Genomic DNA, 23,640 nt, shown 5'->3' with positions numbered 1-23,640 from the left:
AAGTCACGTGTTAAAAGGAATACTCATAACTGTTCTTTCAGTTGGTGTTATCGGAACTGCTGTCTGGGGTTATCAAGAACATCGTGAGAAAAATGCGATATTAATTAACGCAGAAAACAATTATCAACGTGCATTTCATGAACTCACTTATGAAATCGATGTATTACATGATAAAATTGGATCTACTTTGGCAATGAATTCTAGAAGTTCACTGTCTCCTGCGCTTGCGGATGTTTGGAGAATTACCTCTCAAGCACATTCAGATGTAGGTCAGCTGCCACTATCACTTTTACCATTTAATAAGACGGAAGAATTTTTAGCACAAATTGGTGAGTTTAGTTATAAGACAGCGATTAGAGACTTGGATAAAGACCCATTGACTGATGAAGAATATCAGTCTCTACAAGGATTATACAAGCAGGCAGCAGATATTCAATCAGAATTACGGAATGTGCAGCATATGGTCGTCAAAAATGACTTAAGATGGATGGATGTAGAAACAGCGCTTGCTACAAATAATGAAGCAGCAGATAATACAATTATAGACGGCTTTCAAACCGTCGAAAAAACAGTTGAGGGATACGATGAAACGGATTTAGGTCCGGCATTTGTAAATATGCAAAAGAAAGATGAGAACTATCAATACTTAGAAGGAAAAGAAATATCTAAAAAGGAAGCTGTATCAGAAGCGAAGAAATATGCGCAATCCCCTGATGATGTTAAAGCAACCGTGGCAGAAAATGGCGAAGGATCGGATTATGGATTTTTTAGTGTATCACTAAGGTCTCCTAAAGAAAGTATAGAAACCAATTTAGATATTACTAAAAAGGGCGGTTATCCTATTTGGCTTATCACGGCAAGAGATGTAAAACAACAAAAAATTAGTCTGGAAGATGCTCATCAATCAGCAGTGAAATTTTTAAAAGATAATGAATTTGAAGATCTTGATCTATTTGAAAGTGTGCAATATGATCAAATGGGCGTGTTTACATTTGTGTCTAAACAGGACGATGTAAGAATTTACCCAGATTCAATTAAGATGAAAGTAGCATTAGATAATGGGCAAATTTTAGGATTTTCAGCAGAGGATTATTTGAAATCCCATCATAAGCGAGATATTCCTCAAGCTGTGTTAGCAAAAGAGGAAGCAAGAGAAAAAATCAATAGTCAACTAAAAATTATGGATGATCGGTTAGCGATTATATTGAATGATAGTAATGAAGAAGTACTTTGTTATGAATTTACTGGGACATTAGGTGAAGACACGTATCGCATCTATATTAATAGTGAAAATGGAAGAGAAGAAAAAGTAGAAAAATTGCAAAATGCAGAACCAATTTATGAAGATGTGGTATAAGGCAAATAAGGACCCGAAAAGGGTTCTTTTTGTTTTTTTTTATGGAAATCATTGGCTAAATAAAGACATGAAGATGAAATATAAATGTAGAAAAAAATTAGGACTAAATAGAGTAATGTGATTATACCATGATGTTAATAATTCTCATCTCATTCAAATAAAAATATAGTTCTTTTGTAACAGTTAAGTGATAAAATAAGGAAAAGTAGAAAAGATTAGGAGGGAATACATTGTCACCAGGTGATCAATTGTATATAGAACATTATCTATCAAGTGAGGGCAAGTACATATCTAGAATTGCTGAAATTAAAGAGGATATATTACATATTCATTATCCCGTTTGTTTACAAACGAATCGGAAAATGTACTTAGTAGATGGAAGAAGAATTAAGTGTGTTGCTTACAATGCAAATGGGAAAATGTTTTTCTTCTCTGGAAGAGTGGTCGGTCGAATGATGCAGTCCACACCATTATTGAAAATTGCTTATGCAAAAGAATTTACTCATGAGAAGGAACAAATGAGGGAGTATGTTAGAGTTGATTTCAATGAATCTGTTGAAATTCAACCCGTAGGTGAAGGGATGTCTCACTCTATTATAGGGATAAGTAGAAATATAAGTGCAGGGGGAATAGCTGTAGTTGTTAATAATTTTACCTATTTGTATAAACCATCGCCCTATTTATTGCGTTTTACACTTGTGATAGAAGGTAAAAAGCGTTCCTTTGTTTTAGCGTCAGAATATGTAAGGAAAGAGGCATTAGCAGATGGGCGTCTCGTTATATCATTTAGATTTCCACAAATAAATGCAGAAGATAGACAAGCAATGATGAGGTTTTGCTTCGAACAACAGTTACTTCATATGAAGAAAAGTAAACAATCTTAAGCAGAACAGCATAAAATCTCTTTTGTGTCTCCATAATGATTAATGGAGGTGGGAGGATGAAAGTATTCGAACGCACGCTCATACTATTAATCATTTTTCATCTTGGGTTGTTACTATTATTTCAAACCGTTTTTCATTATTTACACCTATTTCCGCATTTTAATGAAGTGACAAGATATGAAGGAGTGAATCATCATTTAGAAAACAATGATGAGGAGGTATTCTACATAAAGAGGCCTTAACTTGATTTTATGATGAAAATCAGGCCAATAGAAATAATAGCTTTACAGACCTTTTGGATTGTTCTTCCTGAGAACATCCTTTTTTAGTGTTTCTTCTTATTTTTTAAAAATTATCGTATTATTTTAACTAATAAAAAGACTCCCTATTAGGGGAGGGGATTATTAATAACACATAATCATTACAACTAATTAAGTGAATTTATGATAGAATATAAAACGTAAAGAATATATTTGTATAGGTATTTCAGGAGGGTTTATGAATAAAATATCAATTGCCATCGATGGACCTGCAGCAGCGGGGAAAAGTACAGTTGCTAAGATTATAGCTGAGAAGCTTCATTATATTTATATAGATACAGGGGCGATGTATCGCGCGTTAACATTTAAAGCGTTGCAGTCAGAAATAGATATAAATGATGAAGAATCATTAATTCCTTTGTTAAAAGAGACAGAGATTGTCTTAAATCCTGGAGAATCAGGCCAACGTATTCTTTTAGATGGGATAGATGTTTCTACGGAAATTAGAACAGCTGAAGTAACTAATTCAGTGTCTACGGTTTCTAAACATAAGCAGGTAAGAGAAGAAATGGTTGCCCGTCAACAACGCTTCGGTCAAGAAGGTGGTGTAGTGATGGATGGCCGTGATATTGGTACACATGTTTTACCTGATGCAGAGGTAAAAGTGTTTCTTTTAGCATCAGTGGATGAACGAGCAGCACGGCGCCATGCTGAAAACTTAGAAAAGGGTTTTCCTTCAGATTTAGCTCTTTTAAAAGAGGAAATTGCTAAAAGAGATAAGTTAGATTCGGAAAGGGAAGTTGCACCACTCAAAAAAGCTGAGGATGCAGTAGAATTGGATACAACATCACTAAGCATTCACGAAGTTGTTGATAGAATTATGAAGTTGGTTGAGGAAAGGATTCAATAATATGAGTGTATATACATTTGCACGCTCTTTAGTATACGGCTTATTAAAGCCCGTTTATCGCATGGATGTTAAAGGTAGGGAGAATGTCCCAGCAGAAGGTGGCGTCCTTTTATGTTGCAATCATATTGATAACCTGGATCCACCAATTGTAGGGATAACAGCGCCAAGAGACATTCACTTTATGGCAAAAGAAGAGTTGTTTAACGTGCCAATTTTAGGGAAGTTATTACCACATCTGAATGCTTTTTCTGTAAAAAGAGGAATGAGTGATCGTGAAGCATTGAGAAAAGGGTTGAAGGTTCTTAAAGAAGGGCATGTTTTAGGTTTATTTCCAGAAGGGACGAGGAGTAAAACCGGAGAAGTTGGTAAAGGTCTTGCCGGTGCAGGGTTCTTTGCTCTTCGTTCTAATGCTGCAGTCGTACCTTGTGCCATCATTGGCCCGTATAAGCCTTTTAAGAAATTAAAAGTCGTCTACGGAAAGCCTATCCCAATGGATGAAATCCGTGCAAACAAAGTCAATGCAGAAGAAACAACGGATATCATTATGAATGAAATCAAAAAATTAATCGAACAGAATCGCTAAACCTTCTTACTTGACAAAAGGTGCTATTTGTAAGAAGTTTATAAAAAGGCATTTTATATTTCAGGATCAAAGTGGTTTTACAACTCTAGTTTATTTAGTGCAATTTACACTTTGTAAGATTGCATTTTATAAGTGGAAAATGAAATTAGCCATTGGATTAAGGAGGAATACATATGTCAGAAGAAATGAATGAAATTGAAGTAGCAAATTTTGAAGTTGGCGATAAAGTAAATGGTAAAGTGACAAAAGTAGAAGAGAAGCAAGTGATTGTCGATATCGAAAATAGCAAATTAGATGGTATTATTCCAATTAGTGAACTATCAAGTCTTCATGTAGAAACAGCTAGCGATGCTGTTGCAGAAGGTGATGAACTACAATTAGAAGTGTTAAAAGTAGAAGAAGAAGCGCTTGTACTATCAAAGCGCAAAGTAGATGCTGAAAAGTCTTGGGAACAACTAGAGCAAAAATTTAATGACGGTGAAGTTTTTGATGCTGAAATCAAAGATGTTGTTAAAGGCGGATTAGTCGTTGACCTTGGAGTTCGCGGATTTGTACCAGCTTCTTTAGTTGAAGCACATTTTGTTGAAGATTTCTCAGATTATAAAGGTCAAACATTAGTTTTTAAAATTGTAGAGTTAGATAAAGATAAAAATCGTTTAATTCTTTCTCATCGTGTAGTTGTTGAAGAGGAGCAAGGAAAACAAAAGAAAGAGTTACTTGGATCGCTTGAAGCTGGAAGCGTGATTGATGGAACTGTACAACGTATTACAGATTTCGGTGCTTTTGTTGATATCGGTGGTGTTGATGGTTTAGTCCATATTTCACAACTTTCTTATGAGCATGTTGCTAAGCCTTCAGATGTTGTTACAGAAGGTCAATCTGTCAAAGTAAAAGTACTAAGTGTAGATAAGGATAATGAACGAATTTCACTATCTATTAAAGATACTTTGCCTGGTCCTTGGGATGGTATTGCTGAAAAAGCTCCTAAAGGTAGTGTGTTAGAAGGCACAGTGAAAAGACTTGTATCTTATGGTGCTTTCGTAGAAGTATTCCCTGGAGTGGAAGGGCTTGTTCATATTTCTCAAATTGCACATAAACATATTGCCACTCCGCACGAAGTATTAAAAGAAGGTCAAGCAGTACAAGTGAAAGTCCTTGATGTGAATGAAGGCGATGAAAGACTTTCTCTAAGTATTAAAGATCTTGTTGAAAAAGAAGAAGAACCAACTGATTATGAACTGCCTGAAGAGTCTAAGGGGTTCCAATTAGGTGAAATGATTGGTGAACAGTTAAAGAAATTAAATAAATAATGGTGGTAGTATAGTGACGAGAGCAAAGAGAAAATGGGATCATATTCAATATGCGCTAACAACTGGTCAAACGAATAACGCTGGATTTGATTGTGTTTCTTTTGTACATCAAAGCTTACCTAACACATCTCTCTCAAAGATTCATTTGGGAACGAAAATAGGCGAACTACAACTCAGTTCGCCTATTTTTATCAATGCAATGACCGGTGGCGGTGGTGCAAAGACACTTGAAATTAATCGCCTGCTCGCGCGGGTGGCTAAAGAGACAGGGGTAGGGATGGCAGTAGGCTCGCAGATGGCAGCAATAAAAAATTCAGAAGAACGCTTTTCGTATGAAATTGTAAGGAAAGAAAATCCAGATGGATTGATATTTGCCAATTTAGGTAGCGAAGCCACGGTAAACCAAGCAAAAGATGCTGTAGAGATGATACAAGCAGACGCATTACAAATTCATGTAAATGTCGTCCAAGAGTTAACGATGCCAGAGGGAGATCGTGATTTTTCGCATGCCCTCATGCGTATCGAAAAGATTGTAAATCACTTAGATGTGCCAATTATCGTTAAAGAAGTAGGATTCGGTATGAGTCGCGAAGCTGTAGAAAAGCTAAAAGGTGTTGGCGTTAATATCGTAGATGTCGGTGGTTATGGTGGCACTAATTTCTCTAAAATCGAAAACGAACGAAGAGAGAGGGTACTGTCATTCTTTGATGGATGGGGGATTCCAACTGCTACTTCAATTGTCGAAGCACAATCACATAATAGTGATATAACGATACTTGCATCTGGTGGAATTCAGACAAGTATGGATATTGCAAAGGCTATTGCGCTTGGTGCTAACGGTGTAGGAATGGCAGGGTACTTCTTGAAGATATTAGTGGATTCTGGTTATGAAGCAGTAGTAAAAGAAGTTACTTCCCTTCATGAAGAATTAAAAATAATTATGACAGCTATAGGTGCAAGCAATCTTAACGAATTACAACTTGCCCCCCTGATTTTTAAGGGAGAAGTACTTGAGTGGCTGCAACAGCGACAAATTAATACACATACATACAGTACAAGAATGATTCATGCAAAATAATCTTTAAAATAAGAGACTGCTTACAAAGGTAGTCTCTTTTATTACGTTAAAAACTATTGATTTTTAAACTATATAATTAATAAAAGTCATAAAAAGAAGAGCGCGACTTTGTTGACTGAATACGAAACAAAAGTCGCGCTAACACGCGAATAGGACAAAAATATTTAAAGTAAAACAGTTAAATAAAGAGTAATCCCGTTACTAAGAGGTTTACACAATTCTTTTAAGTTATTTATTATTATTTAATTTGCGTGCATTGTCTGGACTTTGCATTGTTGTTGCCCCGTCGTACTGAATACTTTGGTCACGATCTGATTCTACTCTCTTACTGCTTTTTAGTTTTTTTTCCTGACGATCTTTTCCCATATCTACACCTCCTAATTATTAAGATAAGAAATCAGACATTTTTTATTCAAATAGATTAAACTACATATTTTCTACCCATAATGGGGATAGTAGGAGGTGTATTTATTTGGAAGGTCTTTTCTTTTATTGGATTGGTTGGTCACTTTGGATTATTGTCACATTTTTCGTAAGTAAAGCAAATACATACCGTTATTTAGCGTCATTCGCACTATTATTGCTTATTATCATTACGCCTTATCATTTTTCAATTGGAACGACAGAAATTGGTGTGAGTTTCTTCCTTCTCTACATTGCCGCTAGTTTTCTCTTTGTAAAATCGCAATGTGGTCATCCTCTCTATTTGGTTACATGTATGCTCATTGTCTCATTTGCTTACTGTGCTTTTCTCTGCTTTGAGATGTTTGATCCAATCTGGGTTGTTTTTAACCGTGACTGGATGTTAGCCGGTATGTTAGCGTGTTTAGTCATACTTCTTCATAAGCAAGCGTTAAGCCGTATTTGTATATTAATATTTGCTGCATTAAACGGGGAGGTAATATTTGCCCTTATTATTCAAAAGTATGGATTTCCTTTCCAAATTGGATCTTTTCGTTTTCTTGATGTCCTAAGTATGGCATTTGTAGTTGTTTCTGGATGGAATATGATTGAATATTTGGCTGCTTACCTAGAAAGAAACTTAAATCCATTAGTAAAGGAGAAGCAAAATTATCATGAATGAATATATCTATCCAGTTGTTTTAGGTGTAATTGTTGGCACATTAACAAGGATTTATATGTTAAGAACAGATTATCGACAGTACCCAACCTATCTACATGGGAAGATTATTCATATTGCTTTAGGTTTTATTGCTGCTGGATTAGGCAGTGTGGCCATCCCGTCGATCATGGAGGAGGATTTTACTGCGATCACCTTCTTAACCGTGGCTGCTTCACAGTTCCGTGAGGTTAGGAATATGGAAAGAAATACGTTAACTGAGTTAGATAGTTATGAAATGGTTCCACGGGGTAGGACTTATATAGAAGGAATTGCTATTGCCTTTGAAAGCAGGAATTATTTAGTCATGTTTACATCTCTTATTACTACATTATTTTACCTCTTATTTAATCTTTGGGTAGCAATTATCGCTGCTGCTATTGCCGTCGTGTTATCAAAAGTAATGATGAGTGGTGGTAAGTTATCAGATATTGTGGAAATCAAATATGTGAAGCCGCATTTCGACGGAGCCGGATTATATGTTGACAACATTTATATTATGAACATTGGACTTCCGGAAAGACAAGAAGAAATTTTAAAGTATGGGATGGGTTTTATTCTGGTTCCGAAAAATTTTAATGTAAATACGACAATTGCAAATTTAGGGCAAAGACAAGCGATATTACATGATGTTTCAACGGCTCTAGGGGTCGTGACGGATTCTGGTGCCCCAGCACTTGTGCCATTAGCTAAACGGGATTTAGATGATGGGCGAGTAGGGGTATTCATCCTTCCACAGGAAAGAACAGTTGAAAAAGCAATTAAAGTAATTGGTGGTGTACCAACCCTGGAAAATGCAATAAAAATGCCAAAAGAAATGCATGTGCCAAAATAATAGGGAGGGATAAATGATGGAAATCAATAAATTTGTACTTGCAGTTATAACAACAAACCCAAAGAAAGTCCCTAGTGGTGCAGCAGTGTTTCATTGTGAGGATAAAAAAGAAATGGAAGTGATTGCTACAAATTTAGAAGCTATTTTAGACGGAATCGCTCATATGCTGACTGAAGAAATGTACGTGATTGTCCGCCATTAATCATGAATATGCAGCTTCTTCTTGTAAGGAAGGTGGCTGTTTGGTAATATATTATAGTTGAACCCTTCATTAGTTGAAGGGTTTCTTTTAAATCAAATTTGCTTACATTAAATTAATATAAGCAAGTATTTTAATGAAATTGAGGGGTGATGTTCGTGACAAAACCAGTACTGGCAATTGTCGGACGTCCAAACGTAGGAAAATCTACTATTTTTAACAGAATTGTTGGTGAACGAATTTCAATCGTTGAAGATATTCCTGGCGTTACAAGAGATCGCATTTATAGTTCTGCAGAATGGTTAACTCATGACTTTAATATTATTGATACAGGTGGCATAGATATTGGGGACGAGCCCTTTTTAGAACAAATTCGTCAACAAGCTGAAATCGCTATCGACGAGGCTGATGTGATCGTTTTCTTAGTAAACGGTCGTGAAGGTGTGACATCTGCGGATGAAGAAGTAGCGAAAATTTTGTATAAAGCAAAAAAGCCTGTTGTTCTTGGGGTCAATAAAATTGATAATCCAGAAATGAGACAAATGATTTATGACTTTTATTCCCTGGGCTTTGGTGAACCGTTTCCAATCTCAGGATCACATGGTTTAGGTTTGGGTGATTTATTAGATGAGGCAGCTAAAAGCTTCCCTAATCATGAGGAAAATCAATACGATGATGATGTCATAAAGTTCTCGCTTATAGGCCGACCAAATGTGGGGAAATCATCTTTAGTAAATGCTATTCTAGGAGAAGATCGCGTTATTGTTTCTAATGTAGCTGGAACGACAAGAGATGCGATTGACTCACAGCTTAAGTATAATGGTGATGAGTATGTCATTATAGATACAGCGGGTATGCGGAAAAAAGGTAAAGTGTACGAAACAACTGAGAAATATAGTGTGTTACGTGCTTTAAGGGCCATTGAACGTTCTGACGTGGTTCTCATTGTACTAGATGGAGAAGAAGGAATCATTGAACAAGATAAGCGAATTGCAGGCTATGCACATGAAGCTGGTAGGGCTGTCATTATTGTTGTGAATAAATGGGATGCTGTTGAAAAAGATGAGAAAACGATGAAGAAGTTCGAACAAAATATTAGGGATCATTTCCAATTCCTTGATTACGCACCGATTGTTTTTCTATCAGCATTGACAAAGAAAAGAATTCATACATTGATTCCAATGGTGAACATTGCTAGTGAAAATCATATGATGCGCGTGGAAACAAATGTTTTAAATGATGTTATAATGGATGCAGTAGCTATGAACCCAACACCAACAGATAAGGGAAGAAGGCTGCGAATATACTATGCTACCCAAGTAGCAATCAAACCGCCGACCTTCGTTGTGTTTGTTAATGATCCTGAGCTTCTACATTTCTCTTATGAAAGATTTCTTGAAAACAGAATTAGAGATGCTTTTGGATTTGAAGGGACGCCAATTAAAATTATTGCAAGAGAACGAAAATAAACTATTCACTATTAGCATAGTAAAAGCGGACAGCTGTATGATTTGATGACTCATCATTTCATAATAAGCTGTCTCTTACATAATTATGTTTCTAGCTTTATGGGACCACCGGTTCTTTAGTATATGCCAATTAGTAAAGGTAAAAAAATGACTATTCATCCGCTCGACTAATGTTTTTCTCAGATTGGCGGTTCCTTTCCTTCTTTTAAATAGGCGAAATGAATTGAAATGAGGTGAATGCAAGATGAGTCAAAAAGATAAAATAGCTGTTATTGGTGCCGGAAGTTGGGGTACAGCCCTTGCGATGGTGCTGGCAGATAATGACCATGAAGTGCGTTTATGGGGTCACAAGGAAAAACAAATCAAAGAAATTAATGAGAACCATACAAATGAAGCATATTTACCTGCGATTACTTTACCAAAAAATATTGTAGGTTATACAAAGCTTGATCAAGTATTAGAAGGTATCGAAACAATCATTTTAGCTGTACCTACGAAAGCGATTAGAGAAGTTTTACAGAGCATAGCTGAAGTGAGAAAAGAACCGTTGACCATCGTCCATGTGAGTAAAGGGATTGAACCAGATACTTCAAAAAGAATTTCCGAAATGATTGAAGAAGTGACACCTACAGCCCTTTTAAAAGATGTGGTTGTACTATCAGGGCCTAGTCATGCAGAAGAAGTTAGTTTGCGCCACCCGACAACTGTAGCTGTCTCCTCTAAAAATATGAAGGCAGCTGAAAAAGTCCAAGATTTATTTATTAATCAAAACTTTAGAGTATACACTAATCCAGATATTGTTGGCGTTGAAATTGGTGGCGCTTTAAAAAATATTATTGCATTAGCAGCTGGCATTTCAGATGGACTTGGTTATGGAGATAATGCTAAAGCTGCGCTAGTAACTAGAGGATTAGCAGAAATCACAAGACTAGGTGTAAAAATGGGCGCAAGTCCGCTAACTTTCTCAGGTCTAGCTGGCATAGGTGATTTAATTGTGACTTGTACAAGTACTCATTCGAGAAACTGGCGTGCAGGGAATCTTCTAGGCAAAGGCAAAAACTTAGACGAAGTATTAGAAAATATGGGTATGGTTGTTGAAGGCGTTCGAACAACAAGAGCAGCCTATCAATTAGCAGAGAAATACGATGTGCAAATGCCCATAACATCTGTTCTATATGACATTTTATTTAATGATATCGATGCTAAAGATGGAGTTGACCGTCTAATGGCACGTACAAAAACAAATGAAATGGAAGATATTGCGGATATTTTTATGGCTCAAAATCAGGATTAACTAATAATTTGGTGCTGTTTATAAAAATATAGGCATATGAGGAGACGGGCGGCTTATCCTCTGCATACAATGCCTTTGAAGCAAACTGGTAAAATGAACAGGGTGAATAGGGTATTTTAGTCATTTGCCGAGGATAAGGAAGCCCCTTCTTATTCCTCGGTTATTTTTTTGTACTTTACTTGCTATGTTACAATTCATTTAATATGGAGAATAAGAAGTCAATTAGGGGATTCCTAAAATGGATATTGAGAATATTAGAGTAGTCCAATAATTGCTTGCCTTTTACTGCAATACATAAAATTATCTGATAATGCTGTCAAAGCGAACGAACTGTATGGTATAATACAATTCGGAAAAAGGAGTGAATGAGATGTCACCTGGTTTAATGAAAATGTGGATTGCCCTTGCTTCAATGGGCTTTATGTTTATTGCTATCTTACTTATTTATTTAAGTCGTTTTAAGTTGAAAAATGGGGTATTGAAAGGGGTAACTGCTCTATTTGCCTATAGTTTTATGGTAGTAAGTGGTCTCATTATTTTTCTAGTCGTATTTAGCGGTCCCGTTTCAGAATAGAACATCGCAAGGGGTTTCTCCCTGAAAATACATAATTAAAGGTTGATGTATATGAAAAAAAAGAGCTATGTAACTAGCTTATTTATACTCATTACCCTTCTTTTATCTGGATGTATGTACCCAGAAGAAGAAAGAGCAAAAAATCAAATTCCTTACGAGGATGAAATTAATCGCGTACAAACAGCCATCAAGCAATATCAAGATGAGACAGGTGGTCTATTACCTATAAAAACGACCGAAGAAGATACACCGCTTTTTCAAAAATATCCAATTGATTTTAAGAAACTTGTACCAAAATACATGGCTGAGTATCCTAGCAATGCATTTGAATCTGGAGGCGTTTTTCAATATGTACTGATTGATGTTGAAGATGATCCGAAAGTGAAATTGTCTGATTTACGTATTGCTGATGAAATAAGAGATATTACTCTCCGAATTCGCATGGAAGGATATCCACCATATAAGGATAATATCGGTGAAAATGTATACTCATTAGATTTCTCTAAAATCGGTTATAATGATGAACCGAAAGCTGTTAGCCCGTTTAGTGGTAACGAACTATCGTATGTGGTGACAACCGACGGAGAAGTATTCGTTGATTATCGTACCGACTTAATGCAATTAATGGAGGCTGGGGATATTAAAGCTGAAAACAATGATATACGCTTCCATTTAGTCGAAGATTCACCTTTTGTACCATCTTATTCATTACCGTATACAATAGATGAAAAAAAGAATGAACCAATATTTTTAGTGAATTAGTCATAACCCTCTCTCTACAAAATATATTGTAGAGGGAGGGTTTTTTTTCTCTTTTAATACAATAATGAAAAGCAACTATTGATTGCATAAAGAAAAAGTGAGAAAGGGGATTTTTTTAAAAAGTTGGCATATTCATATCGGACAACATCATAGATATATAGTGTACAAATATAAATTATTGGATAATATTATCCCACTAACTCATGATTCAGGAGGGGATCACTTGGAAAAGGTAGATATTTTTAAAGATATTGCCGAACGAACAGGCGGTGATATCTATTTTGGAGTAGTAGGTGCAGTCCGTACTGGAAAATCGACATTTATTAAGAAATTCATGGAGCTAGCAGTCCTCCCAAATATGGACAATGAGGCTGATCGAGCACGTACCCAGGATGAGCTCCCTCAAAGTGCAGCAGGAAAAACAATTATGACTACAGAACCGAAGTTTGTGCCGAATCAAGCTGCTAATGTCCATGTGGATGAAGGATTGGAGGTTAATATCCGTCTTGTCGATTGTGTTGGATATACAGTCCCAGGAGCAAAAGGATATGAGGATGAAAATGGTCCAAGAATGATTAATACTCCTTGGTATGAGGAGCCGATTCCATTTCACGAAGCTGCTGAAATCGGTACAAGAAAAGTCATTCAAGAACACTCTACAATTGGTGTCGTCATTACGACCGATGGTACAATTGGAGAAATTCCTCGTGCAAACTACATCGAGGCTGAAGAAAGAGTAATTGAAGAGCTTAAAGAAGTAGGAAAACCATTTATTATGGTCATCAATAGTGTGCAACCACACCATCCGGCAACTGAGGACCTTCGTTTGAAGCTATCAGAGAAATATGATATCCCTGTACTTGCTATGAGTGTAGAAGGAATGAGGGAATCTGATGTATATAGCGTGATGCGAGAAGCGTTGTACGAATTCCCTGTTTTAGAAGTAAATGTAAACTTACCAAGTTGGGTAATGGTCCTTCACGAAGATCATTGGTTACGTGAGAGTTATCAAGAAGCCGTAAAAGAGACTGTCAAAGATATTAAGAGGTTAAGAGATGTTGATCGTGTTGTACATCAGTTTAGTGATTTCGAATTTATTGATCGTGCGGGCTTAGCCGGTATAGAAATGGGTCAAGGGATCGCTGAAATTGATTTATATGCGCCTGATGATTTATATGATGAGGTATTAAAAGAAATTGTCGGTGTTGAAATACGTGGTAAAGATCATCTTCTTGAACTGATGCAAGAATTTGCCCATGCAAAATCAGAATATGATCAAATCTCAGATGCGCTTAGAATGGTGAAACAGACAGGATATGGCATCGCAGCTCCATCACTGTCTGATATGAGTTTAGATGAGCCTGAAATAACAAGGCATGGCTCAAGGTTCGGTGTACGCTTGAAAGCTGTTGCACCGTCGATTCATATGATCAAAGTTGATGTTGAATCTGAATTTTCTCCGATTATCGGAACAGAGAAACAAAGTGAAGAATTAGTTCGTTACTTAATGCAAGACTTTGAAGATGATCCGCTTTCAATTTGGAATTCAGATATCTTTGGTCGATCGCTTAGCTCGATTGTTAGAGAAGGAATCCAAGCAAAGTTATCATTGATGCCTGAGAATGCTAGATATAAACTCAAAGAGACTTTAGAAAGAATTATAAACGAAGGCTCTGGGGGACTCATTGCCATTATTTTGTAGAAATAAAAGGCGACTTTCATTCTATTCGGATGAAAAGTTGTCTTTTTTTTATGGGTAATAAAAGTATAAAACGGATTAGTATACTTTTGTTGATAAATAAAGTATTATCTAAAATGACAGAAGCGTGGAATTTCGGTAGAAGTCTTATTTGAATTACCCTATAAAAAGACCAATCAACCTTTCGTAACATAGAAACGAATAAAAATACAGTATGGTTACTTTGGTTTGTTCTTTATAAAGAATTACACTATGAAAATGAAAGAGCTTACATTTTTTATCTCTACAAATTTGTCAAGCTTTAAGCCTAGATTGACGGGTTTTCTCTCCCCTTATTACAAATTTGTTTCAAATAAGAAAAGATTGCCATCAAATCATGAAATATCCTTGATATGCTCAATTGATTATGATAATCTTTTAAGCAGAATTAACGTTGTAACGGTAAGAACCCTTATGAAATAAGGCTTTTTGCATCAAAAAAGTTGAAATTCTTCTTTTTTTGAGATATGATAAGTTTCTGCTTCAACAAAAATGCGTTACAACGTATAGAATTCAGTAATTTTGTTTACAAATGAATGTAAGGAATCTTTATTTTACTGGGTTTACGATATTTTTTGGGAGGAGGTGAAAGTAATGAACAAAACTGAACTAATTAATGCAGTTGCAGAAGCTAGCGAGCTTTCTAAGAAAGATGCTACTAAAGCAGTTGATGCTGTTTTCGATACAGTGCTTGATGCACTTAAAAATGGTGATAAAGTACAACTAATTGGTTTTGGTAACTTTGAAGTTCGTGAACGTGCAGCACGTAAAGGCCGCAACCCACAAACTGGCGAAGAAATCGAAATCGCTGCAAGCAAAGTTCCTGCTTTCAAACCAGGAAAAGCGCTTAAAGATGCAGTAAAGTAATTAATTACATAATTAATTGCTTAAGGAAAAACCGCGAATTTTTTTCGCGGTTTTTCTTATAAATTTACGATTAATTTCAAACATTGCCTAGTCCCATACAACAGTAGTACAATCCACAAAGGTAAAGGGGCTAAAGACTACGGATTTTTTTCTCTTCGTTAAATGATTAAGAAGACCCCAATAACTGACTTACAACAAAATGAATGATTCTTGATCTTCATTCTCTTTACAAAATCAATGCACATTCCACCATATCAAGTGAATGACCATTTTATGAATGAGTTATAAAAAACTATGTTTTTTACTACTATTTGTACTTAACATATAGATTTCTTTCTCAAAACCATCATAGGAGTTTGACGGTACTTGTGTTCATTTATATAATAGTATCCTAAAAGGAAGAAAGTTTATCCTTTATTTTTCTATAACTTTTTGTCTGTTAGGAAATAATTATGCTAGCATGTAAGATAATAGTTTATAGTTCCGTAATAGGAGGTAGCTGAATGTCAGAAGTAAATCGCGCTCAAATTGAAGAAGCTGTAAGGCTTATATTAGACGCTATTGGAGAAGATCCGAACCGAGAGGGGTTATTAGATACACCAAAAAGAGTAGCAAAAATGTATGAAGAGGTGTTTTCGGGCATACACCAGGACCCTGAAGAATATTTTGAAACCGTTTTTGGTGAAGACCATGAAGAACTTGTCCTTGTAAAAGATATTCCATTCTTTTCAATGTGTGAACATCATCTTGTCCCATTCTTTGGGAAGGCGCATGTTGCTTATATTCCTAGAAATGGTAAGGTGACGGGATTAAGCAAGTTAGCAAGGGCTGTAGAAACTGTTGCAAGAAGACCGCAACTTCAAGAGCGCATTACAGCTACAGTAGCAGATGCAATATTACATAAATTAGATCCTCATGGTGTGATGGTAGTCGTAGAGGCAGAACATATGTGTATGACCATGCGTGGTGTGAAAAAACCTGGTAGTAAAACAGTCACCTCTGCGGTTAGAGGTGTTTTTGCGGAAGATGGAAATACAAGAGCAGAAGTGTTGTCATTTATAAAAGGGTAATAGGATAGAGGTGACTCAAATGGAGAGAACAAATCCTGGCAATGAATATGTCGTCATTAAAGCAAAAGAAGATGGCGTAAATGTGATTGGTTTAACAAGAGGCTCAGACACGAGGTTTCATCATTCGGAGAAATTAGATGAGGGAGAAGTCATGATTGCTCAATTTACAGAGCATACTTCTGCTATTAAAATACGGGGGCATGCGTCCATCGTAACAGCATATGGAGAAGTAGAAAGTGAAAAGAAAGCTTAAAGGTATGATCGATTGACATGAATTTATATGCCTTTCCTTTATATTCCCCTAACAAGTCACTTTGTTTTATGATATAATTGTCACTGGCTTATCATTGAAGTCAAGCGCTCTACCATTCAAGTTAAATAAGCTTTAAAAAAGGAATGGACGCAATGATTTTATAAAAGTGAGAGGCTTTTTTTATGTCTAAGGGAGAACAATTAAGTCACTTTTTGGGCAATGTAAAAGGGAAGTGCTACTATAAATAATCTTTAGTAAATGATTGGTTCATATGTCGATCATAAGGATTGCCCGTATCGGGGGAATATATAATGAATGCAAACAAGAACGCCAAACTACAAGATATGAATACACGATTAATGAACTTAAAGGAAGTTCTTCAGAAAAAAACGCGTCAACCTTATATGTCAAAGATCATTCAACAACCATATATTGACGAAGACAAGCTTCTTTTAATCATGTTTATTGTCGATAACCTGCAAATACCGAAATCTAAAGCAGATAAATATATCATAACGACCATGCTTGTGCAAATCGCCCTTGATACACACGAAAGCGTTCAAAATGAACCTCTTCCATTAGAGCGTCTAAAGGGAAGGCAGCTGACCATTTTAGCAGGAACTTATTATAGTGGATTATACTACCAAATTTTAGCTGAAATAGATGATATTTTTATGATACGTACTTTAGCTGAAGGAATTATGGAAGTAAATGAACATAAAGTTTCTGTTTATAGCCATGCCAGAGTTACTGTAGAATCGTTAATGGAGTCTTTAAAAAAGACGGAGTCCTCTTTATTTGATCGTATTACTCACTTTTACAATAGAGGTGAGCTTGGTGAATTAGCAGCAAATCTTGTTTTTATTAATAGAGTGTTACTCGAGAAAAAGCAATTTTTAGCTGGTAAACCGTCCATTTTATTTGACGCTTTATCTAAATTATTTGAGACAGAGCAAAGTGTACCATTTACTTTGCATAATAATAAACAAAGTCTTATTCATATTTGTGATAAATACGTCTCCTTATCCTTTAAAGAAATTGAGCAATCCATTGATAAATGCGAACATACAGAGCTATTTAGAGAAAAACTAAAATGGATGAAAAGCCAGCAACAAGAAGCTGTTCAATCATTTGTAGAGGAAGGTTAAATACATGGTACAATCGAAAGAAGAACGTGTGCATAAAGTATTTGAAAAAATATATGGTAATTACGATAAGATGAACTCAGTCATTAGTTTTCAACAGCACCTGCGCTGGCGGAAAGATACGATGAAACGAATGGATGTAAAGCCTGGGGCAAAAGCGCTCGATATTTGTTGTGGAACGGGCGATTGGACGATAGCATTATCAGAAGCTGTAGGTGAAAATGGGGAAGTCATTGGTTTAGATTTTAGCAAAAATATGCTTAAGATTGGTGAAGAGAAGGTGAGCAACCACCCAATCAAGAACATAGAATTAGTCCATGGAAACGCGATGGAATTACCATACCCTGATAATAGCTTTGACTATGTAACAATCGGATTCGGCTTACGGAATGTTCCTGATTATATGCAAGTCTTAAAGGAAATGTATCGTGTAGTGAAGCCTGGTGGGATAGCTGTTTGCTTAGAAACTTCTCAACCAACAATGATTGGCTTTAAACAAGGCTACCGTTTTTATTTCCGTTTTATTATGCCGGCATTTGGTAAAATCTTTGCAAAAAGCTATGAGGAATATTCATGGTTACAAGAGTCTGCTAAAGATTTTCCTGGTATAAAAGAATTAGCGGGAATGTTTAAAAAAGCAGGTTTTCGTGATGTTGAGTATAAGCCATATACTGGTGGCGTAGCGGCGGTCCATATTGGACATAAATAATAATTTGTTCTGAAATGTAATTCATCATTGACAAGTATGAATGTGCATGAAGGATTTAAAGCTGGGTGAGTATCGATATGAAATTAAAGATGATCTATTCTTTTTTGAATGCTGACATCAATATTATTGAAAAAGAATTAGAGGACACTATACAGGCTGAATCGCCTTTGCTTCATGAGGCATCCCTTTCATTATTACAGGCTGGTGGAAAAAGATTACGACCAGTATTTGTTTTACTTGGTGGTAAATTTGGCAACTATGATATTAATAACATAAAAAATGTAGCAGTTTCATTAGAACTCATCCATATGGCGTCACTTGTTCATGATGATGTAATTGATGATGCAGATTTGCGTCGCGGACAGCCGACAATTAAATCTAGGTGGGATAACCGGATTGCTATGTATACCGGTGATTATATTTTTGCGAGAGCCCTGGATGTTCTCTCTAACATTAATAAGCCGATTGCGCACCAAATTTTAGCTCATACGCTTGTGGAATTATGTTTAGGTGAAATTGAACAGATTGAGGATAAATTTCAATTTAATCAAAATTTGCGAAAATACTTACGTCGAATTAGAAGAAAAACCGCTATCCTCATTGCAGCGAGCTGTCAATTAGGAGCGATCGCAGCTGATGTAGAGGATGAGTTACATAAAAAGTTATATTTTATAGGTTATTATATTGGAATGAGTTATCAAATTATTGATGATGTGCTTGATTTTGTGGGGACAGAAAAAGAGCTAGGGAAACCTGCTGGTGGTGATTTGAAGCAAGGGAATATTACTTTACCTGTATTACTTGCTATGGAAACACCTGCTATTAAAGACAATTTAGTAAAAATAACTGACCATTCAACAGAAGCAGAAATTGAGCGAGCATTAGAATTGATAAAAAATTCCGATGCGATTGATCGTAGCCTAACATTAAGTGAATTATACCTTGAAAAAGCGCTAAAATTGATTGCTGAGCTTCCACAAAACCGCGCAAAAAATTTACTGCGAGATATTGCGAAAACAATTGGTAAAAGAAAGTTTTAATCGAAACTGTCATTTTATCAATTGGAAGTTGCTAAATTGTCAAAACAATGATAATATTTTTGATGGATTATGGATGATAAATAATACATAGAGCAAGAGGAGTGTTTGAAAATGGAACAAACTTTTTTAATGGTTAAACCAGATGGTGTACAACGTAATTTAATTGGAGAAATCGTTTCTCGTTTTGAAAAGAAAGGCTTCCAACTAAAAGGCGCAAAGTTAATGAGTATTCCTACTGAGCTTGCAGAAGAGCATTATGGAGAGCATAAAGAGCGTCCTTTCTTTGGTGAATTAGTAGACTTCATTACTTCTGGACCCGTTTTTGCAATGGTTTGGGAAGGTGAAAATGTGATTGCCACAGCTCGTCAAATGATGGGTGCAACTAACCCTAAAGATGCTGTACCAGGCTCTATCCGTGGCGATTTCGCAGTAACTGTTGGTAAGAATGTTATTCATGGTTCAGACTCAAAAGAAAGTGCAGAACGTGAAATCGGTCTGTTCTTTAAAGAAGAGCAGATTGTCGAATACAAAAAGTTAATTAACGATTGGTCTAACTAATCTATTCACTCTAAAAACGTCTGGCAATTGCCAGGCGTTTTTTTGCTTAAATAATGGCTCTAATAATTTTGGTGTTTATATACAGTTGAGGAGAAGGGATTAGCGCGTCCATCTGGAGTGAAAAAGAGAAAGATGGCGTAGCAAAATGGTATTACGCATCCGTCTGGATTAAAAAACGAAAAAGATAGCGTGCCAAAGGGAATAACGCATCCATGAAGAGAAAAAAGAAAGCTGAGCAAAGTCGTTAAGGACAATTCATTAAGCTGCTTTATCAAGAGTAGAGAGAAAATGATAAACTCTCCGTTGACCTTTTGTATACTTTTTATAAAGTAGATCGAATTATTTACGGCAATTCAAAAAAATTTCAACATTATTTGCACTTTTGTTTTATACTAGATAGAAAATGTAGCTTTATAAGGGAGGTGTACACCTCATGTACGAACATGAATATGAGCAATTTATTGAAAAGGTTAAACAATATACGGGTATTGATTTGGCTCAATATAAAGAAACACAAATGAAAAGGCGACTCCAAGCTTTCTATGATAAAAAGGGGTATACATCTTTTAACCAGTTATATCTTGCGATGGTTAAAGACAAAAAGCTGTTGGCTGAGTTTTTAGATCGTATGACGATTAATGTCTCTGAGTTTTACCGAAATCGAAAGAGGTGGGAAGTGTTAGAAAAAGAAATACTACCTCCATTGTTACAGAAGAAAGAGCCATTGAAGCTATGGAGTGCTGCCTGTTCAACAGGAGAGGAGCCATACACACTAGCGATGATCTTATCTAAATATTTACCTCTTTCAAAAATCCGAATTTTTGCTACTGATATTGATGAATCTGCACTACTGAGAGCGAAAACAGGCATTTACCATGAACGTTCTCTTCAGGAGATACCTGATGAAATGAAAAAGAAGTATTTTTTTCAAGAAGGAAAACAATATATTCTATCAGATGAGATTAAACAAACAGTAGTCTTCCAAAAGCAAAATTTACTTGCCGATTCTTTTTTAAAAGACTATGACTTAATTATTTGTCGAAATGTCCTTATTTATTTTACCGAAGAAGCAAAAGCAATGATTTATAGCAAATTTAGTAAAGCACTTAAAAATGGTGGTTACTTATTTGTCGGAAGTACGGAACAAATATTTAATCCCTCTCTATATGACTTGAAAAATCAGCAATCTTTTTTTTATAAAAAGACAAGCGGACTGCCGTTAATAAAATAAATAGGCTTTTCAACCTAACTAGTTACATAATTTTTATAGAAATAAAAGATTATTTTTAAATTTATACTATGTTTATAGATGTTCATATGTTATATTGATACATAATCCTTTAAAGCGTTGAAGGGGGAAAGAGTAATGAGATATTTAACTTCTGGGGAATCACATGGACCCCAATTAACAACAATTATTGAAGGCTTGCCTGCAGGGTTGCCATTACTAGAAACAGATATTAATGAGTCACTTGCAAGAAGGCAAAAAGGATATGGTCGTGGCCGTAGAATGCAAATTGAAAAAGATACTGTTCAGATTACATCCGGCGTTAGACATGGATATACATTAGGATCACCGGTTGGCCTTGTCGTTGAGAACGATGATTGGAAGCATTGGACTAAGATTATGGGGCAAGCACCAATTGAACCGGAGGAATTAGAAGAAGTAAAAAGAAAAATAACAAGACCGAGACCTGGTCATGCGGACTTAAATGGTGCTGTAAAATACGGTCATAGAGATATGAGAAATGTATTAGAGCGCTCATCAGCTCGAGAAACAACAGTGAGAGTTGCAGCGGGTGCTGTAGCGAAAAAGTTATTATCATCTTTAGGCATTGAAGTTGTGGGGCATGTTGTGGAGATCGGTGGAATCGTCTCAAATGTGAAAAGTTATTCTTCAATGGAAGAATTAAAAACAATAACTGAAGAGTCTCCAGTTCGTTGTTTAGACAGTGTAGCAGCAGAAGAGATGATGGTAGCGATTGACAATGCCAAGAAGAATGGTGATTCTATTGGTGGTGTCGTTGAAGTAGTTGTAGAAGGTATGCCTTCGGGAGTTGGTAGTTATGTTCATTATGATCGTAAACTAGATGCAAAACTTGCTTATGCGATGTTGAGTATAAATGCCTTTAAAGGTGTTGAATTTGGTATTGGCTTTGAAGCCGCTAGAAAGCCAGGTAGTCAAGTACATGATGAGATTGCTTGGAGTGAGGAGAAAGGTTATTATCGTAAAACGAATAATCTTGGTGGTTTTGAAGGAGGCATGACAACTGGTATGCCGATTGTTGTTAAAGGTGTAATGAAACCTATACCAACACTATATAAACCATTAGAAAGTGTAGATATTGATACGAAAGAGCCTTTTAATGCTAGTATTGAACGTTCAGATAGTTGTGCAGTACCAGCGGCGGCAGTAGTGGCAGAGCATGTAATTGCTTGGGAGTTAGCAAGCGCGATTGTTGAACAATTCTATGCAGATCGCTTTGAGACGTTAAAGGATATAATTGCCGATCAAAAACGGTATGCAAAGGAGTTTTAAAGATGGTGCAGCTGCAAATTTCAACTCAACATCACTCTTATCCAGTCGTTATTGGTAGCGGTGCTATTCATGGTGTACAAGCATTCATTCAAGAAAATATGAAGGAAGTCACCAATATTGGCATCATTATTGATGAAAAGGTAGCGGATATTTATTGGAACGACTTAAAGGCAGCTTTTAGTGAGCTGCCCTTCTCCGTTTACATTGCACCTAGCGGAGAAAATGCCAAGACTTTTGATGTCTATTATGACATTACCGGCTTTTTACTTGAGAAAAAGCTCGATAGAAAATCGCTTATTATTGCAATAGGTGGAGGGGCAATTGGTGACTTGGCAGGGTTTGTTGCTTCTACATTCATGAGAGGTATCCCTTTTATACAGATACCAACTACCATTCTTGCTCACGATAGTGCAGTAGGTGGTAAAGTAGCCATCAATCATCCTTTAGGAAAGAATATGATTGGTTCTTTTCATCAGCCGGAAGCAGTTTTTTATGATTTAGAATTTTTGCAATCACTATCCTTGCAAGAAAAACGCTCAGGGTTCGCTGAAGTAATTAAGCATGGACTCATTCATGATGAAGTGTTTTATGCACAGATGCGTAGTGAACTCCATACGCTAGAAGAACTTTCTCCTACGTTACTTTCATCCTTTTTAACAAGAGGCATAGAAATAAAAGGAGAGTTTGTCGCAGCGGATGAAAAAGAAAAAGGTGTGCGAGCATATTTAAACTTTGGTCATACATTAGGTCATGCGATTGAGGCTGAAATGGGCTACGGCGGTTGGACGCATGGTGAATCGGTCGCAGTTGGAATGATTTTTGCTCTTAAATTAAGTCAGAAAAAATTAAATCTTTCATTTAATGTAGAAGATTTCACACAATGGTTACAGATTTTAGGATATACAACCACGATTCCCGATCATATAAGTCATGAAAAACTATTAAAAAGAATGAAACAAGATAAAAAGAGTGTGGCAGGCCAAGTAAAGTTTGTGTTGTTAACCAGAATCGGGAAACCAGTTTTAGAGGATATTTCCGATGAAATCATACTAGAAGAATTGGCAAGCTTTCATAAGGGGGGATAAA

26 protein-coding genes are annotated in these 23,640 nt (G+C 36.1%); 25 read left to right on the top strand and 1 reads right to left on the bottom strand.

Annotation, left to right across the window (positions count from 1 at the left end):
* Positions 1-7: 7 nt before the first annotated feature.
* From ypeB to fni, 7 genes are all read left to right on the top strand, one after another.
* Positions 8-1,357 carry a germination protein YpeB gene (gene ypeB, locus MKX78_RS15330; protein ID WP_322909560.1) on the top strand — a complete coding sequence of 450 codons (1,350 nt, stop codon included), beginning with the start codon at positions 8-10 and terminating at the stop codon, positions 1,355-1,357.
* A 230-nt stretch (positions 1,358-1,587) separates the two neighbouring features.
* Complete coding sequence (locus MKX78_RS15325) at positions 1,588-2,241, top strand: flagellar brake protein (protein WP_095372737.1); 654 nt, start codon at positions 1,588-1,590, stop codon at positions 2,239-2,241.
* Between the two features lie 56 nt (positions 2,242-2,297).
* Positions 2,298-2,483: a DUF5359 family protein gene (locus MKX78_RS15320; protein ID WP_095372738.1), complete on the top strand. Its 186-nt coding sequence runs from the start codon at positions 2,298-2,300 to the stop codon at positions 2,481-2,483.
* A 256-nt stretch (positions 2,484-2,739) separates the two neighbouring features.
* Positions 2,740-3,411, top strand: coding sequence for a (d)CMP kinase (cmk, locus tag MKX78_RS15315; protein WP_095372739.1), 672 nt, complete (start codon positions 2,740-2,742; stop codon positions 3,409-3,411).
* A 1-nt stretch (position 3,412) separates the two neighbouring features.
* Positions 3,413-3,994: a lysophospholipid acyltransferase family protein gene (locus tag MKX78_RS15310; protein ID WP_095372740.1), complete on the top strand. Its 582-nt coding sequence runs from the start codon at positions 3,413-3,415 to the stop codon at positions 3,992-3,994.
* Positions 3,995-4,167: 173 nt separating this feature from the next.
* Positions 4,168-5,304 (top strand): 30S ribosomal protein S1, encoded by a 1,137-nt coding sequence (gene rpsA, locus MKX78_RS15305; protein WP_341051541.1) that lies wholly within the window; start codon positions 4,168-4,170, stop codon positions 5,302-5,304.
* Between the two features lie 13 nt (positions 5,305-5,317).
* Positions 5,318-6,382, top strand: coding sequence for a type 2 isopentenyl-diphosphate Delta-isomerase (fni, locus tag MKX78_RS15300; RefSeq protein WP_307313035.1), 1,065 nt, complete (start codon positions 5,318-5,320; stop codon positions 6,380-6,382).
* Positions 6,383-6,610: 228 nt separating this feature from the next.
* On the opposite strand, the gene MKX78_RS15295 is transcribed toward fni, so the two are convergent.
* Entirely contained in the window at positions 6,611-6,748 is a 138-nt protein-coding gene (locus tag MKX78_RS15295; RefSeq protein WP_095372743.1) for a YpzI family protein, read from the bottom strand.
* Between the two features lie 106 nt (positions 6,749-6,854).
* Here MKX78_RS15295 and MKX78_RS15290 point away from each other — a divergent pair, with 106 nt between their 5' ends.
* The 18 genes from MKX78_RS15290 to aroB all read left to right on the top strand — a co-directional run bounded on the left by MKX78_RS15290 (position 6,855) and on the right by aroB (position 23,639).
* The gene (locus MKX78_RS15290; RefSeq protein WP_095372744.1) at positions 6,855-7,466 is read left to right on the top strand and encodes a YphA family membrane protein; all 612 of its coding nucleotides are present in this window, start codon (positions 6,855-6,857) and stop codon (positions 7,464-7,466) included.
* The gene (locus MKX78_RS15285) at positions 7,459-8,337 is read left to right on the top strand and encodes a YIEGIA family protein (protein ID WP_095372745.1); all 879 of its coding nucleotides are present in this window, start codon (positions 7,459-7,461) and stop codon (positions 8,335-8,337) included. The genes MKX78_RS15290 and MKX78_RS15285 overlap by 8 nt, the downstream gene beginning before the upstream one ends.
* 16 nt (positions 8,338-8,353) lie before the next feature.
* Positions 8,354-8,539 (top strand): capping complex subunit for YIEGIA, encoded by a 186-nt coding sequence (locus MKX78_RS15280; RefSeq protein WP_095372746.1) that lies wholly within the window; start codon positions 8,354-8,356, stop codon positions 8,537-8,539.
* Between the two features lie 155 nt (positions 8,540-8,694).
* Complete coding sequence (gene der, locus MKX78_RS15275; RefSeq protein ID WP_095372747.1) at positions 8,695-10,005, top strand: ribosome biogenesis GTPase Der; 1,311 nt, start codon at positions 8,695-8,697, stop codon at positions 10,003-10,005.
* Positions 10,006-10,249: 244 nt separating this feature from the next.
* Positions 10,250-11,299 (top strand): NAD(P)H-dependent glycerol-3-phosphate dehydrogenase, encoded by a 1,050-nt coding sequence (locus MKX78_RS15270; protein ID WP_307313038.1) that lies wholly within the window; start codon positions 10,250-10,252, stop codon positions 11,297-11,299.
* Positions 11,300-11,669: 370 nt separating this feature from the next.
* Positions 11,670-11,873 (top strand): DUF2768 domain-containing protein, encoded by a 204-nt coding sequence (locus MKX78_RS15265; RefSeq protein ID WP_095372749.1) that lies wholly within the window; start codon positions 11,670-11,672, stop codon positions 11,871-11,873.
* Between the two features lie 51 nt (positions 11,874-11,924).
* Positions 11,925-12,635: a hypothetical protein gene (locus MKX78_RS15260; RefSeq protein ID WP_095372750.1), complete on the top strand. Its 711-nt coding sequence runs from the start codon at positions 11,925-11,927 to the stop codon at positions 12,633-12,635.
* A gap of 223 nt (positions 12,636-12,858) precedes the next feature.
* Complete coding sequence (spoIVA, locus tag MKX78_RS15255) at positions 12,859-14,337, top strand: stage IV sporulation protein A (protein WP_095372751.1); 1,479 nt, start codon at positions 12,859-12,861, stop codon at positions 14,335-14,337.
* A gap of 630 nt (positions 14,338-14,967) precedes the next feature.
* Positions 14,968-15,240, top strand: coding sequence for a non-specific DNA-binding protein Hbs (gene hbs / locus MKX78_RS15250; protein WP_066200607.1), 273 nt, complete (start codon positions 14,968-14,970; stop codon positions 15,238-15,240).
* A gap of 503 nt (positions 15,241-15,743) precedes the next feature.
* Entirely contained in the window at positions 15,744-16,310 is a 567-nt protein-coding gene (gene folE, locus MKX78_RS15245; RefSeq protein ID WP_095372753.1) for a GTP cyclohydrolase I FolE, read from the top strand.
* A 19-nt stretch (positions 16,311-16,329) separates the two neighbouring features.
* Positions 16,330-16,563 carry a trp RNA-binding attenuation protein MtrB gene (gene mtrB / locus MKX78_RS15240; RefSeq protein ID WP_095372754.1) on the top strand — a complete coding sequence of 78 codons (234 nt, stop codon included), beginning with the start codon at positions 16,330-16,332 and terminating at the stop codon, positions 16,561-16,563.
* A 311-nt stretch (positions 16,564-16,874) separates the two neighbouring features.
* Complete coding sequence (locus tag MKX78_RS15235) at positions 16,875-17,711, top strand: heptaprenyl diphosphate synthase component 1 (RefSeq protein WP_095372755.1); 837 nt, start codon at positions 16,875-16,877, stop codon at positions 17,709-17,711.
* A gap of 4 nt (positions 17,712-17,715) precedes the next feature.
* Positions 17,716-18,417 carry a demethylmenaquinone methyltransferase gene (locus MKX78_RS15230; protein WP_095372756.1) on the top strand — a complete coding sequence of 234 codons (702 nt, stop codon included), beginning with the start codon at positions 17,716-17,718 and terminating at the stop codon, positions 18,415-18,417.
* A gap of 77 nt (positions 18,418-18,494) precedes the next feature.
* The gene (gene hepT, locus MKX78_RS15225; protein ID WP_095372757.1) at positions 18,495-19,457 is read left to right on the top strand and encodes a heptaprenyl diphosphate synthase component II; all 963 of its coding nucleotides are present in this window, start codon (positions 18,495-18,497) and stop codon (positions 19,455-19,457) included.
* A 111-nt stretch (positions 19,458-19,568) separates the two neighbouring features.
* On the top strand, positions 19,569-20,015 hold the full coding sequence (ndk, locus tag MKX78_RS15220) for a nucleoside-diphosphate kinase (protein WP_095372758.1): 447 nt from the start codon (positions 19,569-19,571) through the stop codon (positions 20,013-20,015).
* A gap of 433 nt (positions 20,016-20,448) precedes the next feature.
* On the top strand, positions 20,449-21,246 hold the full coding sequence (locus MKX78_RS15215) for a CheR family methyltransferase (RefSeq protein WP_095372759.1): 798 nt from the start codon (positions 20,449-20,451) through the stop codon (positions 21,244-21,246).
* 135 nt (positions 21,247-21,381) lie between these two features.
* A complete protein-coding gene (aroC, locus tag MKX78_RS15210; RefSeq protein WP_095372760.1) occupies positions 21,382-22,554 on the top strand; it encodes a chorismate synthase in 1,173 nt (390 codons plus the stop codon).
* A 2-nt stretch (positions 22,555-22,556) separates the two neighbouring features.
* Positions 22,557-23,639, top strand: a complete 1,083-nt coding sequence (gene aroB, locus MKX78_RS15205) for a 3-dehydroquinate synthase (RefSeq protein WP_095372761.1) — start codon at positions 22,557-22,559, stop codon at positions 23,637-23,639.
* Position 23,640: the final 1 nt, after the last annotated feature.

This window comes from Cytobacillus sp. FSL R5-0569 (assembly GCF_038007265.1).
In the GTDB taxonomy this organism is placed as follows: domain Bacteria; phylum Bacillota; class Bacilli; order Bacillales; family Cytobacillaceae; genus Cytobacillus; species Cytobacillus kochii.
The sequence above is the reverse complement of the archived record's forward strand: the minus strand, read 5'-3'. Positions and strand labels throughout refer to the sequence as shown.

Bases quoted from the DNA above. Each gene is read 5' to 3' on its own strand.
- MKX78_RS15320 (WP_095372738.1), top strand. From the start codon at position 2,298: ATGAAAGTATTCGAACGCACGCTCATACTATTAATCATTTTTCATCTT.
- cmk (WP_095372739.1), top strand. From the start codon at position 2,740: ATGAATAAAATATCAATTGCCATCGATGGACCTGCAGCAGCGGGGAAA.
- MKX78_RS15310 (WP_095372740.1), top strand. From the start codon at position 3,413: ATGAGTGTATATACATTTGCACGCTCTTTAGTATACGGCTTATTAAAG.
- rpsA (WP_341051541.1), top strand. From the start codon at position 4,168: ATGTCAGAAGAAATGAATGAAATTGAAGTAGCAAATTTTGAAGTTGGC.
- MKX78_RS15295 (WP_095372743.1), bottom strand. From the start codon at position 6,748: ATGGGAAAAGATCGTCAGGAAAAAAAACTAAAAAGCAGTAAGAGAGTA.
- MKX78_RS15285 (WP_095372745.1), top strand. From the start codon at position 7,459: ATGAATGAATATATCTATCCAGTTGTTTTAGGTGTAATTGTTGGCACA.
- MKX78_RS15280 (WP_095372746.1), top strand. From the start codon at position 8,354: ATGGAAATCAATAAATTTGTACTTGCAGTTATAACAACAAACCCAAAG.
- MKX78_RS15270 (WP_307313038.1), top strand. From the start codon at position 10,250: ATGAGTCAAAAAGATAAAATAGCTGTTATTGGTGCCGGAAGTTGGGGT.
- MKX78_RS15265 (WP_095372749.1), top strand. From the start codon at position 11,670: ATGTCACCTGGTTTAATGAAAATGTGGATTGCCCTTGCTTCAATGGGC.
- MKX78_RS15260 (WP_095372750.1), top strand. From the start codon at position 11,925: ATGAAAAAAAAGAGCTATGTAACTAGCTTATTTATACTCATTACCCTT.
- hbs (WP_066200607.1), top strand. From the start codon at position 14,968: ATGAACAAAACTGAACTAATTAATGCAGTTGCAGAAGCTAGCGAGCTT.
- folE (WP_095372753.1), top strand. From the start codon at position 15,744: ATGTCAGAAGTAAATCGCGCTCAAATTGAAGAAGCTGTAAGGCTTATA.
- mtrB (WP_095372754.1), top strand. From the start codon at position 16,330: ATGGAGAGAACAAATCCTGGCAATGAATATGTCGTCATTAAAGCAAAA.
- MKX78_RS15235 (WP_095372755.1), top strand. From the start codon at position 16,875: ATGAATGCAAACAAGAACGCCAAACTACAAGATATGAATACACGATTA.
- MKX78_RS15230 (WP_095372756.1), top strand. From the start codon at position 17,716: ATGGTACAATCGAAAGAAGAACGTGTGCATAAAGTATTTGAAAAAATA.
- hepT (WP_095372757.1), top strand. From the start codon at position 18,495: ATGAAATTAAAGATGATCTATTCTTTTTTGAATGCTGACATCAATATT.
- ndk (WP_095372758.1), top strand. From the start codon at position 19,569: ATGGAACAAACTTTTTTAATGGTTAAACCAGATGGTGTACAACGTAAT.
- MKX78_RS15215 (WP_095372759.1), top strand. From the start codon at position 20,449: ATGTACGAACATGAATATGAGCAATTTATTGAAAAGGTTAAACAATAT.
- aroC (WP_095372760.1), top strand. From the start codon at position 21,382: ATGAGATATTTAACTTCTGGGGAATCACATGGACCCCAATTAACAACA.
- aroB (WP_095372761.1), top strand. From the start codon at position 22,557: ATGGTGCAGCTGCAAATTTCAACTCAACATCACTCTTATCCAGTCGTT.